The organism is Paractinoplanes toevensis, from assembly GCF_018332695.1.
Lineage (GTDB): Bacteria > Actinomycetota > Actinomycetes > Mycobacteriales > Micromonosporaceae > Actinoplanes > Actinoplanes toevensis.
On the sequence record NZ_BOQN01000050.1, the window covers coordinates 114226 to 129845 of the forward strand.

Consider the following 15620-nt stretch of genomic DNA (forward strand, 5'->3'; position numbering starts at 1 on the left):
CCTAGTCAATTGCAGGTGAGAGCGCCGTAGGGGGCGTTGATGGTCGCGCCGGACACGGTCGCGGTGACCGTGCCGGCCGGGATGGCGGTGCCGCGCACCGGAAAGGACTGATAGGCGTCGGCGGTGACCCCGACGAAGACCCGATTTCCGTACGGGGTGCCGACCGCGATGTCCACGGCGGTCGCGCCGGAGTTGTGGGCGTTCACCGCGAGGTACGCCTTTCCCGCGATGCACCGGGGCGCCACGGTGACGGTGACCGGGACGACGACCGTTCCGGGGTCGTCGGCGAAGACCCGCCATTCGGTGACCGCGACCGCCGAGTAGGTGGTCCCGTTGGAGTTCGCGGTGATCGTCGCGCGCAGCCGCGACGTGGTGACCGGCGTGAAGGTGACCGTGTTGAACGCGGTTGAGCTGGTGCCGTAGGCGCTGGCATTCGGCACGTCCTGGAACGCGCTGCCGTCCCAGTACTGGAGTTTCCAGCCGTCCGGTTCGGCGACACCGTCGCCGGTGCCCTTGGCGGAGTCGCGCCAGAACTTCAGCTCGGCCCCGGTCAGCCGGATCGGCCGGGCCCAGTCGTACTGGATCCACTGGGTGGCCGGCCGGGTGCCCGACCAGGTGCCCCAGAGCTGGGCCTGGCCCGGGTTGGCGGCGTCGGCGTTGTCGTTGAGCGCGGTGACGCTGTTCCACCCCGCGGTGTACGACGCGGTCGGCACCGCGATCGGCCCGACGTTGCCGGTCAGCGGCCCGGACAGGTCGGCCGGGATGGTCGCCGACTTGGCGGTCTCCAGGTTGCCGGCGTTGTCGGTGGCCCGGAACGACACGGTGTGCTTGTTCGAGTCGGCCGCCGCGATCGGCCCGGTGTAAACGGTCCAGGCTCCACCGTCGACCGAAAACTCGATCTTGAGAACGCCCGAGGTGGCATCGGTGGCGGCCACCGAGACGGCCCGGTTCGCGACGGTCCCGGCACTGACCGGCACGGTGGCGTCGATCTTTACCGGCAGCGAGGCCACGGCCGACCTGTTGCCGGCCCGGTCGGTGGCGGTCGCGGTAACGGTGTGCTGCCCGTCGCCGCTGACGGTCACGTCGGTGTAGCGCACCGAATCCACCGAGGTGGCCGCACCCCCATCAACAGCAGCGGCGATAGTCATCCGGCCGCCGCGATCGTCCACGGCCGCCGCCCGCACCTTCACCGAAGACCGATACCAACCACCGGTCCCGGCGCTGCCGCTCGGGGTGAGCGTCAGCGTCGGCGCCGTCACGTCGCCCGCGGTGTCACCGGGCGAGATGACCGTGACGGTCGCGGTGACCTTCCCGGCCGCGTAACCGAGCACACTCCCCTGCACCTGGAACGTTCCCGGGGAGTCGGTGACGACCGGATCCCAGTAGACCGGCACCTGCAAGCTCTCGGAGCCGAAGGCAACCGGAATCGTGCCTGGCAGCTCGGTCTCGCCGGTCTCCACCACCAGCGAGGGCGCGGCGACGGTGGCCGGCTGGGCGGCCAGGATCTTCCACTCCTCGACCGCGACGGCCGAGTAGGTGCTGCCGTTGGTCGACGCGTCGAACGTGGCTCGGACCTGGGTGGTCGTCACCGCGTCGAACGTCGTGTTCTGGAAACCGGAGGTCGAGGTCGGATAGCCGCTCGGATTGGCGACGTCGGCCCACTGCCCGGTGGCCAGGTTCCAGTACTGGATCTTCCACTTGGCCGGGGCAGCGACCCCGACACCGGTCCCCTGGGCCTGGTCGTTCCAGAAGTCGATCTGCGAACCGGAAAGACGCATCGGCTGGTCCCAGGTGTACTGGACCCACTGCTGCGGCGGGTTGCTGCCGGTCCAGGTGCCCCACATGTCCGGCGGCAGCGGGTTGCCGCGGACGATCTCGTCGTTCAACGACTTCACCCAGTACTGCGTGGGCACCGGGTCGTTGGAGACCGTGACCTTGGCTTCCTGGGCGATGTTGGCTCGCGGCGTGCGATCCCGCTGCTTGACCGGTGTCTGCACGACCTGCTTCATCCGCGGCGGCGACAGGGTGTCGTCCCACTCCACCCGGTCGATCGCCACCGACCGCCGGAAGTGCCCGCCACCGGCGGCATCGGCCGTGTGATAGGTGAGGTACCACTGGCCCTTGAACTGGATGATTCCCGGGTGCGAGGTGGTCGACGAGACCGGCGTGAGCACGGTGCCGCGATACGTCCACGGCCCCTCGGGCGCGGACGCCGTCGCGTACGCGATGCAGGCGTGGTAGTTCGCGGGAGTGCACGCCGAGGCCGGGCCGGCGTTGTTACCGGCGTACGCCAGGTAGTAGGTGCCGTTTCTTTCGAAGATCCAGGGAGCCTCGAAGAACCCGGTCAGCCCGGTGATGGCCTTCTGGGTGCCGACCGGGGTCTTCATGTCCGGCTGGTACTCGAGCCAGCGCAGCTGGCCGAACGTTCCCCAGTAGACGAACACCCGGTCGCCGGAGACCAGGATGGTCGGGTCGATGTTCTGGATGTCGTTGGTGCTCGGGACCCGCTGCGAGATCAGCGGCCCGCCGAGGTAGTCGGTCCACGGTCCGGTCGGGCTGTCGGCGACGGCCAGCCCGATGGCGAACCTGTCGGCGGCGGTGCTGGTCCGCTCGCTGACCGGCAGGTACCAGTAGTAGCGGCCGTCCGGGCCCTGGACGACCTGACCGGCGTAGGCGCGACCGGCGGTGGCCCAGCTGAACAGGGTCTCCGGCCGGGCCAGGGACGGGTAGTGGGTCCAGGTGCCGGCGGCGACGTCCGACGTACGGAACGCGCCCCACTCGTTCATCTGGAAGTCGTTGGTGGTCGGCCCGGCCTCGTCGTGGCCGGTGTAGATGTACAGCTGGTCGCCGGCGACCAGCGGCGCCGGGTCGGCCGAGTAGTAGGTGCCGTCGGCCAGGATCGGGTTGCCGGCGTGCGTGAAGGTGTACGGGTCAGCAGCCAGGGCGGGCGAGGCGGGCACAGCAAGCAGCCCGGCCACGACCATCCCGCAGACCGCCGCGAAGCGGAGCAGTCTCAAGGTGCCGTTCTCCTAAATACCGAGAAGGGGGGTGGGGGTGCCCCGCCATGGGCACCCCCACCAGGGGCGGGTCAGCTACAGGTGGCCGCGCCGTACGGCGCTTCGATCTCGGTGGTGACCGAACCGCCGGTGACCTTCACGGTCGCGCTGCCGGCGGCCACGAGCGTGGCCCGCGAGTTGAACTGCTGATAGGCGGTCTTTCCAGGGGCAACTGCCAAAACCTTCTTCGAGCCGTACGGCGTGACGAGCTCGAGATCCAGCGGGACGGTGTCGGCGTTGACCGCGTTGACGGCGACGTAGACCTTGCCGCCGACGCACTGGGTCTTGGCCTGGACCTGGACGTCGAAGGCCGGTTCCGGGGTGCCCGGGACGTCGTAGACCTCCCACTCCTGCACACCGGGTGCGCCCTTGCCCTCCTCGGTGCCGCTGGAGGTGAGCAGCGCCCGCAATTTCGTGGTGGTCACCTTGTCGAAGGTCACCGTGTTCCACGCGGTCGCCGAGGTGCCGTAAGCGCCGGGGTTCCGCACGTCCTGGAAAGCACTGCCGTCCCAGTACTGCAGCTTCCAGGACGCGGGCGGGGCAACCCCGGCACCGGATTCGTCGAGGTCCTGGCTGAACCAGACGCGACTGCGGTCGACCGTGACCGGCGACTGCCAGTCCAGCTGGATCCACTGCTCACCGACCTGCGGCCAGGTGTTCCACACGTCGGTGTTCGGCCCGACCGGCCCGGTCGGCTGCACCCCGTCGGCGATGTTGTCGGCGGTGAGCCAGCCCGGCGTGTACGACGCGGACGCCGTGCCGGTGCGGGCCACGTTGACCGGCGCCTGCCCGGCCGCGACCTCGAGGGTCCCGATCACCGACGTGTTGCCGGCCTTGTCGACCGATCGGTAGTCGACCGTGGTGGCCGACGATCCGATCGGCACCGGGCCGGCGGCGGTGGTCCAGTCCTGGGTGACGGCGCCGCCGACGGTGAGGCGGTACTGCACCGCCGCCACGCCGGATCCGGTGTCCGCCCCGGTGATCACCACTTCACGGTTGGCCGCGACGAGCGACGCGGCCGCCGTCGGCACGGTCCTGTCGATGCCGACCTCCACCGACGTGACCGGCGAGACGTTGCCGGCCTTGTCGGTGGCCCGGGCCTTGACCACGGTGACGCCCTCGGCCGAGACGGTGATCGGTGCGGTGTACGCCGCGAACGCGCCCGGCCCGACCGCGATCTCGATCTTCGGGTGGTCGTCCTGGTTGTCGGTGGCCGCGGCGGTCACCTTGACGTCGGTGAACGTCCAGCCGGTCGGCAGAGCTGGGTCGGTGGACAGCACCGGGACCGGGGCGACCTCGTCCTTCGGACCGCCGTCGCCGACCACGACGGTGGCCGTGGCGGTCTTGTCGGTGCCGGCCACCTGGCCGGTCACGTCGAACGTGCCGGCTTTCTCGAGGGACGCCGGGTCGATGGCGGCCCAGGTCACGGCGACGCCGCTCTGCCGGGAACCGTCGTTGTAGCCGACCGTGACCCCGGCCGGCAGCGCCGGTGCGACGCCGACCTTGGTGGTGACGGTGACCGGGTCGATCGTGTTGATCTGCACCGGATCGCTGCCCCGGACCCACACGTGGGCGGTCGCGTTCAGCGTGGTGCCGTTGACGAAGCCGGAGACCGTGAAGTCACCGACCGCCGCCAGCTTGGCCGGGTCGATCTGGCCCCAGGCCACCGCGACCGGCAGCGTGCTGCCGTCCGCGTAGGTGACCTGAACCGTCGCCGGCAGGGCCGGAGCAACACCGACCTGGGTGCGGGCGTCCACGCTCTGGATCGAGCTCGCCGCGGCGGCGAAAACCCGCCATTCGGAAACCCCCATTGCCGAGTACGCCGTGCCGGCCGCGTTGGGCAGCGCGTTGAAGGTGGCCCGCAGCCGGGTCGTGGTGACCGCGTCGAACGTCACCTGGTTGGTGCGCCCGCGAACCGCCGGGTCGAAACCGGAAGCCCCGGTCACGTCCTTGAACGCGGTCCCGTCCCAGTACTGCAACTTCCAGGATTTCGGTACGGCTACCCCGCTGCCGCCGGTGGTGGAGTCCGACCAGAAATCGATCGACGCCTTGTCCACCCGTACGGCCGAGGGGAAGTCGTATTGCAGCCAGCGGGTGGCCGGCTCGTTGCCGGTCCAGGTCCCCCAGAGGTCGGTCTGGGCACCGCCGGTGAACAACGGCGGCTTGCCGTCGTTGACCGCGGCCACCGCGTTCCAGCCGGCCGTGAAGCTGGCCGTCGGGGTCGCCGTCGAGGCGACGTTGATCTCGCCCTCGCTCAGCGCGGTCGCCTGCACCACGACGTCCTTGGTCGCGGTCGCGGTGCCGTTGCTGACGGTCAGCCGCAGCGTGTACCGGCCCGACTTGGTGAACCGGGCCACGGTGGTCGGCGCGTTGGCCGGGTCGAAGGCGGCCGAACCGCCGTCCGGCGCGTCCACCACGGTCCACGCCGAGGTGAGCGCGGTGCCCGGGTTGCCGTCGTCCTGCGCGGTGCCGAGCAGCCGGGCCGATCCGGCCTGGCTGTACGACGAGTCCAGCCACGCGTCGGCCAGCGGCGGGGCGTTGACGGCCGGCGGCGCGGCGACGCCGGTGTCGAAGGCCTGGACCTCCTTGACGGCGGTCTTGAAGCCCGGGGCGTGCTGCACCGTGACGCGCAGCTTGGTGGCGTCAAGCGAAGGGAACCGCACCTGGTTGAGGTTGCCGCGCGGGTAGGCCGGCACGCGGGTCTGGCTCGGGATCGTCTTCCAGCCGTCCCCGTTGTCGTACTGGACGGTGAACTGCGACGGTGCCGAGTAACCGGCGACGGTCGCGGTCGTCGAGGACTTGTAGAAATACACCCGTACGTCATCGATCTTCCGTTGACCGCCGAGGTCGATGTCGATCGAGTCGGACGCGTTGGGCGACCCCGCCGTACCCCAGAAGGGCTCGTTGACGGTGGTGCCGTCGACCGCGCCGGCCGGGCCGCGGCCCGACGCCGAGAAGCTCGCCGTAGCGGCCTTGCCCTGCGCCAGGTTGGGCCGGCCGGTGACGATCTCGGCGCCGGCCTTGGCCATCACGTCGACGATCCGGGCGTCGGCCGGGAAGCGGACGTCCTGCGGCGCGTCGAGCGACGCCGGGTTGACCGTGCTGACCGTGACGCCGGCCGCCGCATCGACGGTTCCGGTCGCCGGGTCGTACACCAGCTTGCCGAGCTTGTTCGCGGTGAACGCGAGCTGCCCGTCGAGGTAGACCGAGTAGCCCTCGGGCACATCGGCGCCGTAGTACTTCGTGCCGCCCGGGGCGTCCCAGACGACCGTCAGGTCCTTGTCGCGGTAACGGATGTTGTTGGCGGTGAAGTGGTCCCAGCCGATGTCGATCGGGTCGAGCTCCACCTTCGCGTCGTCGCGGGGGCGCAGGCCCATCGCGTCCTCGATGACGGTGAAGTTGGTGGCGCCGAGGATCGTGTGGTGGATCCACGAGCGGTAGTTGATCGCACCGCCGCCGGCGGTGGTGCCGTCGGCCCAGAACTCGTTCTGGTCGGGGTAGCGGTTGTCGCCGCCCTGGTAGTGCGCGAAGGCGTTCCAGTACAGCAGTTTCTTGTAGTAGTCGGCGTTGAGGTACGGCGACGGATAGTTCCGCAGTGCCGAGGAGAGCATCCGGAACGTCACCGTCGAGTTGATGACCGAGAAGTTGTTGCTGCCCGGGTCACCCGCCGCCGCGGCCGCGGCCTTGTCGGCCTGGTTGGCCGTGGTGAACGGGAAGATCGGGTACTGGGTGTCGTCGGCGAACAGGCGCAGGGCCTCGACGTACGGCTGCGTGTAGTCCGGGTCGCCGGGCTTCGGCATCAGGCCCACGGCGTACGGGTAATAGTTGTTGATCTCTTTCCACGGCACCTTCTCGTTGCCGTTGACGAGGCTGTGCTTGAGCAGGTTGCCCTTGAGGCCCATGGCGTCCGGTGTGGGCTGGGCCGGCTCCCATAGGTACTGCAGCACGGCGGCCTTGATGTTCGCGGCGAACTGCTCCATCTCGGCGGCCTTGGCGGTGTTGCCGGCCGTCCGGTAGGCAGCGGCCGACGCCTTCGCGTTGGAGTACAGGTACGCGTTCTCGGCGCGGTCCATGTTGCCGGGCTTCCAGTCGAACGAGACCGCGTCGGCGTCGTTGCCGGTCATCGCGCCCCAGTTGTACTCGATGAGGCCGTTGCCGTTGGTGTCGTACGCCTGCTGGAGGCCCTTGACGTCGCGCTCCGCGTAAGTCGCCAAATTGGACGCGATCGCCGCCGGCCCGCCGTGCAGCTGGTAGGAGCGCCAGGCCGCCTCGGAGATGTACTCGGTGTAGCTGTTCGACCAGTTGGCCGGGTCGCCCGGGTTGTCGACGTACTTCGAGCTCTTGGCCACCTCACCGGCGGACACCCACGGGCCGTAGGAGTAGACCGGGTCGCGGAAGTACTTGAGGTCGTCGACGAACATGCCGACGGTCAGCACGATCGCGTTGTTGTAGCCGAGCACGCCCTCCATCGACGTCGGGAACTGGTAGTCGTTGCCCGGCAGGTCGGCGTCGAGGAAGTTGTACCGCATCAGCCACCAGCGGTAGAACAGCGTCTTGTCGATGTTGTTCTCGGGCGTGTCCAGGTAGGGCACGTTGTCGGCCCACCACTTGTTGTACGCCGTGACGTGCTCGGTGTAGGCCGTCGCCGGCGTCTTTCCCTTCACCGCCGCGTACTCGGTGGTCGAGGCCGGCTGCTCCTTGGTGGTGAAGCCCAGCTGCAGCTTGGTCTTCGCGGCTCCGGTGGCCGGCACCGCTATCGTCTGCTTGAGGGTGCCGTCGACCGGTGCGAAGCCGTCGCCGGAGAAGCGCGGGAAGATCGTGGTGAGCTGGTTGAACGCGCGCACCGAACCGGTCAGCTCGCCGCTGTCGTCGGCCACCGTCCGGGCGAACGCCGAGGTGGCGGTCAGCGTGACGTTCTTGGCCGCGCCGTTGGTGCTGGACACGTCGAGGTTGGTCACCGCCACGTTGGCGTCGGTGATGAACTTCGTCTCGACGATCCGCAGGCCGGCCGACGTGTTGTTGAAGACCCCGCGGAAGTAGCTGGGGGTCTGCTTGCGGGACGCGGCGTCCTCGGTGAGGGTGACGTCCGCGCCGTTGACCGAGGCGGTCACCGTGTAGGCGCCCTGCCCGCCGGAGATCGACTCGATGTAGGCGACCTCGCCGCCGAAGCCGAGCACGCCGGGACTGTGCGTCTTCATGAACACGGCCCGGCCCCGGCTGAACAGGTACTGGTTGGCGTCGCCGTTCGAGCCGCCCGGCTGGTTGCCGGTGCGGGCCAGCATCTTGTCGAACCAGAAGTCCTTGTCGGTGCCCGAGCCGGCGCCGGCCGCGACGTCGGCGTCGAAGATGGCCTGGAGCTGGTTGCGGACGTGGTAACCGGTGCCTTCGGCGGGCACCGGGTCGGTGTCGCCCTTGAACGTCGGGTACGGGGTGTCGGCGGTGGGGGCGGCCTGGGCGGCCGGGGGTAACAGGAATGTCGCGAGGACGGTCGCGACGATCCCTACGGGAGCGAATCTCACTTACTCGGTCCTTCCGTCGGCGAGAGGGAGCCAGACGCGCATGGTCGATGGGCCGCGGCGGGCCCAGCGGTGGTAAGGACGCAGCGGGACGTCGACGGTCCCGGTGATGGCGGGTTCGAGCGCGATGCCGTACGGCCAGCCGTGTGCCGGCGGCTGGACGGTACGGCCGGTGACGACGACGGCACCGTCGCGTTCCTCGGGGTGCGGGAGTACCCGCAGGGCGTTCAGGTCGACGCCCTCGGGCAGGTCCACGGACTCGGCGCAGAGCACGATCGGTCCGCGTTCGACGGCGACACAGCCGCGGATGGCATCGATGCGCGGGTCGGGCGCGGTGATGCGGGGTTGCACGGGAAGGTCGAGCACCACCACGTCGCCCGGTGCGAACCGGCGGTGCAGGCGGGCCCAGCCGGGTTCGACCGGCCGGCCGTCGAGGGTCGCACCGGTGGCCCAGTGCGGGACCCGGAGGCTGAGGGTCCACGGGTCGGCGGGCGCTTCGGTGATGCGTACGGAAACGCGCCCTTGATCGGGGTATTGGGTTTCGATCTCGCAGCCGAACCGGCCGGTGCTGATCGAGGCGGGGGCGTACTGATGGATCTGGAGCCCGTCGTCGTCGACGGTGGCCAGGTAGGCGGCCAGGCTCGCGTAGGTGCGGGCCAGGTTGGTCGGGCAGCAGGACACCGCGAACCAGGGTGCGCGCAGGCTGGAGGCGGCCCGCGGGACCAGCACGTCCGGTTCCGGTTCGGTGCCGGGGGTCCGCTGGTGCAGGGTGTTGGTGTAGAAGAAGCCGCGGCCGTCGTCGGCCGGGGAGGTGGCGATGACGTTGAACAGGGTCCGCTCGATCAGGTCGCCGTATGCTGCATCGCCGTTTGCCAGCAGCAGCCGCCAGCTCAGCATCACCGACCCGATGGCGGCGCAGGTCTCCGAGTACGCCCGGTCGGGCGGCAGCATGAAGTCCTCGCCGAACGCCTCGTCCTGATGCCGCGACCCCATGCCGCCGGTCAGGTACGTGCGCCGGGCCACCGTCGCGTGCCATTGCCGGGTCACGGCGTCGAGCAGCTCGGTGTCCCCGGTCTCCACGGCCACGTCCACCGCGCCGGCCGCCAGATAGGTGGCCCGCACGGCGTGCCCGCGCAGAACCTCCGCCTCCCGCACGGGTACGTCGTCCTGGAAGTAGGCGCGCCCGAACTCGATGTCGGCGAGCACCTGGTGGCCGCGGCGCTCCACGAACAGGCGGGCCTGCTCCAGGTACCGGCGCTCGCCGGTGACCCGGTACAGCTCGACCAGCGCGGGCTCGATCTCCGGGTGCCCGCACACCGACGTGATCCCGTCCGGGCCGAACGTCGCGCAGACGTGGTCGGCGGCGCGCGTCGCCACCCGGACCAGCTCGTCGTCGAGGCCGGCGACCCGGGCCCGGGCCACGCCGGCCTGGATCAGGTGGCCGAACGAGTAGAGCTCATGCCCCCACTCCAGGTCGCTGTAGCGCGGGGCCTGGCCGGGCCGGCCGAAGTTGGTGTTCAGGTAACCGTCGGCCTCCTGGGCGGCGGCGACCCGACGAACGATGCCCTTGAACCGCACCTCGAGGTCGGCGTCGCCGGTGCGGCCGCACTCCCAGGCCATCGCCTCGAGCAGCTTGTAGACCTCGGTGTCGGAGAACTCGCGGCCGCGGCGGTCCTGCGGGCCGACCTCGAAGTTGGGCAGCCAGCCGGCGCGCTCCAGCCACTGTTCGATGTGGGCGAGGGACGCCGTCCGGTTGGTCTCCTGACGCTGCTGCCAGAAACCGGGCTTCAGGCTGACCTCACGCAGTCCGAGCGGACGCAGCCGGCCGGCACTGGGGGCAGCGGGGGTGGCAATCTCATTCACGTGTGTCAACCCTTGAGTGCGCCGGACATGAACCCGCGGACGTAATGCCGCTGGAGGGCGAGGAAGAGCACGATGCAGGGCAGCGCCAGCACGACCACACCGGCCTCGGTGGCGCCGTAGTCGACGATCCCCATCACCTGCTGGCGCATGTTGGCCACGGCCAGCGGCAAGGGCACCTTCTCCGAGTCGCTGATCAGCACGAGCGGGGTGATGAAGTCGTTCCAGGCGGCCAGGAAGGCGAAGATGCCCACGGTCACCAGGCCCGGGCGTACGGCCGGCAGCAGGATGTGCAGCAGGGCCCGGAAGTTGCCGCAGCCGTCGATCAGCGCCGACTCGCGCAGCTCCCCCGGGATCGCCTCGAACGAGATCCGCATCATGAACACCGCGAACGGCAGCTGGAACATGGTCAGCACCAGCGACAGCCCGACCAGCGAGTTCTGCAGCCCGAGGTCGTTGAGCAGCACGTACAGCGGAATCAGCAGGGTCGCGTACGGAACCATCAGGATGGCCAGGGTGACCAGGAACAGCGCGTTGCGGCCGGGGAAGGTGAACATCGCGAACGCGTAGCCACCGAACGCGGACACCGCGAGGGTGAACACGACGGTCATCAGCGACACCGCGGTCGAGTTCAGCAGGTACTGCCCGATGCCGGCCTGGTAGTTGGCCAGGGTCTGGTAGTTGCCGAAGCCCCAGCCGTGCACCTGGGCGGTGCCGGCCTGCGGGCTGACCGACGCCACCGCGGCCCAGACGAGCGGAAAAAGGAACAGCAGAGCCAGCGCGCCGGTCAGGACGCGCGATCCAGTGCGCAGCATCAGTTCTCCTTGCCGCGAAGGCCTCGGAACTGCACGACATTGATGATCAGCAGGGCGCCCAGCACCAGGATCGACAGCGCGGCCGCCCGGCCGAGGTCGTTGCGGCCCTGGAACGCGGAGTTGTAGACCAGCTGGACGATGGTGATGGTGCTGTTGTCCGGGCCGCCCTTGGTGAGGATGTAGAACTGGTCGAAGGCCAGCAGCGAACCGGTGACGCACATGATCGTGCTGAGCGCCAGGGACGGCCGCAGCAGCGGCAGGGTGATCCGGCGGAACGTCTGCCACCGGTTGGCGCCGTCCAGCAGCGCCGCCTCGTACACGTCGCCGGAGATGCTCTGCAGCCCGACCAGCAGCAGGAGCATGTAGAAGCCGGCGTACCGCCAGACGATCAGCACCACCGTGGACCAGAGCGCCGATATCGGCGTACCCAGGAAGGAGATTGGTTTGTCGGTGAAGCCGAGCAGCGGGCTGCTCTGCGGCGAGTAGAGGGCGTAGAACAGCAGCGACGCGGAGGCCAGGCCGAGGGCCGACGGCACCAGGAACGACGTCCGCAGGAAACCGGTCCAGCGGCTCGACTCCTGCACCAGCAGCGCCAGTCCGAGGGCCAGCACCAGCAGGATGACCGTGGTGACCACGGTGTACTTGACGGTGAACCACACCGCCGGCCACAACAGCCCGTCGTCCAGCGCGGACCGGAAGTTCTTCCCGGAGTTCCAGCCCTGGTCACCGGTGAACAGCTTCCAGTCGGAGACCGACATCCGGGCCACGATCCCGATCGGGACGACGAAGAAGATCAGGACGAAGAGGGCGGTGGGGGCGGCGTACCCCCACCCCGCCAGCGACGACGTCCAGCGCCGCCGCCGGCTGGGGTGGGACTCCGCCGCGATCGCGGGGAGGCTGCGCACGGTCACTGCTGGCCGAGAACCTTGGTGATGGCCTCGTTGTCCTTGTCCAGGTTGGCGCCGTCGCCGTACACCTGGTTGCGGAACAGGGTGACCCACGGGCTGCCCGGCGCGTTGAATGCCTGCTGGAAGTTGATCGCCACCGGGACCTTGCTGGCCGGGTTGGCGGCGACCTCGTTGACCAGCGCCACCCGCGGGTCCTTGGCCGAGTAGGTGTTCTTGGTCAGGTCGCTGCGCGCCACCGAGGTGTTGTTCGCGGCCAGCACGTCGACCTGGCCCTTCTCGGACATCATCCAGGAGAGGAAGTTCCAGGCCTGCTGGCCCTTCTTCGAGTCCTTGGAGACGCCGATGCCGTCGCCACCGACGAAGGTGGAGGCACCGCCGCTGACCCCCGGGATCGCGGTCACGCCGACCTTGACGGTCTTGTCCGCGGTGGGCAGCAGCGTCGCCGGGTACGGCATCACGCCGATCTTGCCCTGCTGGAACGCCGCGACCCAGGTGGCGCCGGTGTCGTCCTTGGAGCCCGGGGCGATCGCGCCGGCCGCCTGCAGTTCGTGCCAGGTGCGGTAGACCTCCTTCGCCGCGGTGCCGTTGAGCAGCGAAGTGGTGCCCTCGGGGTTCATGACCTCCTCGCCACTGGCCCAGACCATCGGGAACCAGGTGAAGACGCCGCAACCGCCGCAGTTGCCGCCGAAGTAGGTGCCGTTGACGCCCGGCTTGTTGAGCTTCTGGACGGCGATGGCCTGGTCCTTGAACTCCGCGAGGGTCGTCGGACCCTTCTCCGGGTCGAGGCCGGCCTGCTTGTAGAGGTCCTTGTTCCAGAACATCACCGAAAGATCAAGAACGAAGGGCAGGACATACTTCTTGCTCTCGTACGTGCCGGCGTCCAGATGGGCCTTGTTGATTTTGTCGGCGTACGGCAGCGCCGCGATGCTGTCGGTCAGGTCGGCGAACAGTCCGGCCTTCGCCCAGTTGGGCACGTAGACGATGTCCGCCGCGAACAGGTCGGGCAGATCACCGCTGCCGGCCGCCGCACCCACCTTGGCGACATAGTCGTCATTAGGCACGATGGTGAGCTTCACCTGGTTCTTGTGACTGGCGTTGTACGCCTCGACCAGAGCCTTGGCCTGCAGCTCCAGCGGTGCACGGGTCCACAGCGCCAGCTCCGAGCCGTCGTCGACGCCATCGACGCCGGCCGCGGCCGGGGCGGCGCCCGAGCCCTTGTCGCCGTCGTCGCCGCCGCAGGCGGTGAGTGCGGTCAGAGAAAGTGCCGACACGGCGATCCCGGCGATCGCCCTACGAATGGTGGTGGATATGTCGAACCGCACGATGTCCTCCGAAAGAAGATTTTCGGGCCGTTTCGGTGTTGACGTCGCGCCAGGTACTCTGATCCTGCGGTGCCGCGCAGTACAAAGCAGCTGAAGGGCGTTTTCCGGGGGAGTTTGCGGAAGACCGAAAAGGTTTTCAGGAACGTAATACGGAGGAAAAACCGTTGTCAAGAGGCTCGACTGAGCAGCCCTCCACCGCGGACGGTCCACGACAGACCGGCCGGGCCACGCTGCGTGACGTCGCCAAGCTCGCCGGCGTCTCCATCGCCACCGCGTCGAAGGCGCTCAACAACCAGCCGCAGGTCCGCGCCGAGACCCGGACCAGGGTCCTTCAGGCCGCGGAGCAGCTGTCGTTCTCGCCCAACACCCTCGCCCAGGGGTTGATCACACAGCGCAGCGGAACGGTCGGCCTGCTGACCTCCGACCTGGAAGGCCGATTCTCGATTCCGATCCTGATGGGCGCCGAGGACGCGTTCGGCTCCGACCAGACGTCAGTGTTCCTCTGCGACGCGCGAGGCGACAATCTGCGCGAACGGCATCATCTGCGCGCGCTGCTGTCCCGCCGGGTCGACGGGCTGATCGTCGTAGGCGCCCGCCCCGACGCCCGGCCCTCCCTGGGCCGCGACCTGCCGGTGCCGGTCATCTACGCCTACTCCCCCTCCGACGACCCGGCCGACCTGTCCCTGGTAACCGACAACGTCGGCGGCGGCAGAATGGCCGTAGACCACCTGATCCGGCACGGCCGGCGGCGAATCGCCCACATCACCGGCGACCCGTCCTACGGGGCCGCGCAGGACAGGGCCAGGGGCGCCCTGGACCGGCTGGCCGAGGAAGGCTTGCCGCTGGCCGGCGACCAGGTGTGGTTCGGCGCATGGTCCGAGGCGTGGGGCCGAGGCGCGACCCGCATGCTGCTACAACGAGACCCCGACATCGACGCCATCTTCGCCGGCTCCGACGAGATAGCCCGAGGCGTCCTGGACGTACTGCACCAGGAAAAACTAGCGGTCCCCACCCAGGTAGCGGTGATCGGCTTCGACAACTGGAACATCCTCGCCGTCAACGCCCGCCCACCACTGACCACCATCGACATGAACCTGGAGGCACTGGGCCGACTGGCCGCCCAACGCCTTTTCGCAGCCATCGACGGCACCCTGGGCTCCGGCGTAGAGACCGTCGCACCCCGCCTGATCACCCGGGAGTCCACAGCCCCACTCGACTGACGCAGCTCCGCAGCGTGGGCCGATCTCGCCCAGGCCGGCCGGGCACGATTGCTGCCCGGTCTTCAGGCCCCGAAATCCTGCCGCGAGCCACTCGGTCCGTCCCTGACGAGCCCATGATCCGGCAGGGCCCACCTGCCGCACTGCGACGGGCAGCGAATTCGGGCAGGCCGGGAGGCGGCCGCGCTTGTTTTCGCTGTCGTCGAGGACGCTTTCGCGGCGCCCGACTTTGTTTCCGATACGGGCGGTCCGCGCATTCCGACAACGCTCGGTCTGGTCAATTGCGCGAGGGTCACGGCATTATTTCCAAGGCGATTACTCGGGGCTCGGCGCCTGTTCTTCGCGCGTGTCGGCCGGCTCCCGACCATGGCTGTTCTGTCGTGGCGTGCCCGGAGCCGCCGCCGGCGCTGGGCCGCCGCAACGGATGAGGCCGGCGGCGCATGCCGGTCGAGGTTGCCTTCAGATCGCCGTCGGGGGTCGGCTGCGCGACGGCTTCGAACGGGTTGACATAGTCCGCCCGGTTCGCGGAATCCTTGGTGACAGCCCGCGAGATCAGCGTGGTCGTCGACGCCCTGACTACCGGTGGGTGTGGCCTGAAGCGCAGACACAGCCAGACCGCCCAGATCGCTGCGGCCAGGGCCTTGGATCCGACCTGGGCGCTCAGCCCGCCCCGGGCCCTCAGCTCGACTTCGACCTTCGGTCCGACCCGGGCCCTCAACCCCGCCCGGGCCTTCAACCCGACCTGGGCCCTCAACCCGACCCAGGCCCTCAACCCTGCCCGGGCCTTCAACCCGACCCAGGCCCTCAACCCGGCCTGGGCCTTCAACCCGGCCCGGGCCCTCAACCCGACCCGGGCCTCCGGTCCGGCCTGGGCCCTCAGCCCGACCTAGGCCCTCAGCCCAACTTGGGCCTTCGGTCCGACCCGG

At 69.3% G+C, this 15620-nt stretch carries 8 protein-coding genes; 2 read left to right on the forward strand and 6 right to left on the reverse strand.

From position 1 onward, the window contains the following. Window positions 1-5: 5 nt before the first annotated feature. The 6 genes from Ato02nite_RS18510 to Ato02nite_RS18535 form a co-directional block, all read right to left on the reverse strand. Window positions 6-3017, reverse strand: coding sequence for a family 43 glycosylhydrolase (locus tag Ato02nite_RS18510; RefSeq protein WP_246607175.1), 3012 nt, complete (start codon window positions 3015-3017; stop codon window positions 6-8). Window positions 3018-3088: 71 nt separating this feature from the next. Then, complete coding sequence (locus Ato02nite_RS18515) at window positions 3089-8575, reverse strand: OmpL47-type beta-barrel domain-containing protein (RefSeq protein WP_213007803.1); 5487 nt, start codon at window positions 8573-8575, stop codon at window positions 3089-3091. Beyond that, a complete protein-coding gene (locus Ato02nite_RS18520; RefSeq protein WP_246607176.1) occupies window positions 8576-10435 on the reverse strand; it encodes a glycoside hydrolase family 127 protein in 1860 nt (619 codons plus the stop codon). 5 nt (window positions 10436-10440) lie between these two features. Beyond that, entirely contained in the window at window positions 10441-11247 is an 807-nt protein-coding gene (locus tag Ato02nite_RS18525) for a carbohydrate ABC transporter permease (RefSeq protein WP_213007804.1), read from the reverse strand. After that, complete coding sequence (locus Ato02nite_RS18530; protein ID WP_213007805.1) at window positions 11247-12158, reverse strand: carbohydrate ABC transporter permease; 912 nt, start codon at window positions 12156-12158, stop codon at window positions 11247-11249. Before Ato02nite_RS18530 ends, Ato02nite_RS18525 begins: the two co-directional genes overlap by 1 nt. Beyond that, the gene (locus Ato02nite_RS18535) at window positions 12155-13477 is read right to left on the reverse strand and encodes an ABC transporter substrate-binding protein (RefSeq protein WP_246607179.1); all 1323 of its coding nucleotides are present in this window, start codon (window positions 13475-13477) and stop codon (window positions 12155-12157) included. The genes Ato02nite_RS18530 and Ato02nite_RS18535 overlap by 4 nt, the downstream gene beginning before the upstream one ends. A gap of 230 nt (window positions 13478-13707) precedes the next feature. Here Ato02nite_RS18535 and Ato02nite_RS18540 point away from each other — a divergent pair, with 230 nt between their 5' ends. Both Ato02nite_RS18540 and Ato02nite_RS18545 read left to right on the forward strand, forming a co-directional pair. Continuing rightward, window positions 13708-14697, forward strand: coding sequence for a LacI family DNA-binding transcriptional regulator (locus Ato02nite_RS18540; protein WP_213007891.1), 990 nt, complete (start codon window positions 13708-13710; stop codon window positions 14695-14697). Between the two features lie 533 nt (window positions 14698-15230). Next, window positions 15231-15584 (forward strand): hypothetical protein, encoded by a 354-nt coding sequence (locus tag Ato02nite_RS18545; RefSeq protein WP_213007806.1) that lies wholly within the window; start codon window positions 15231-15233, stop codon window positions 15582-15584. The last annotated feature ends 36 nt before the right edge of the window (window positions 15585-15620 follow it).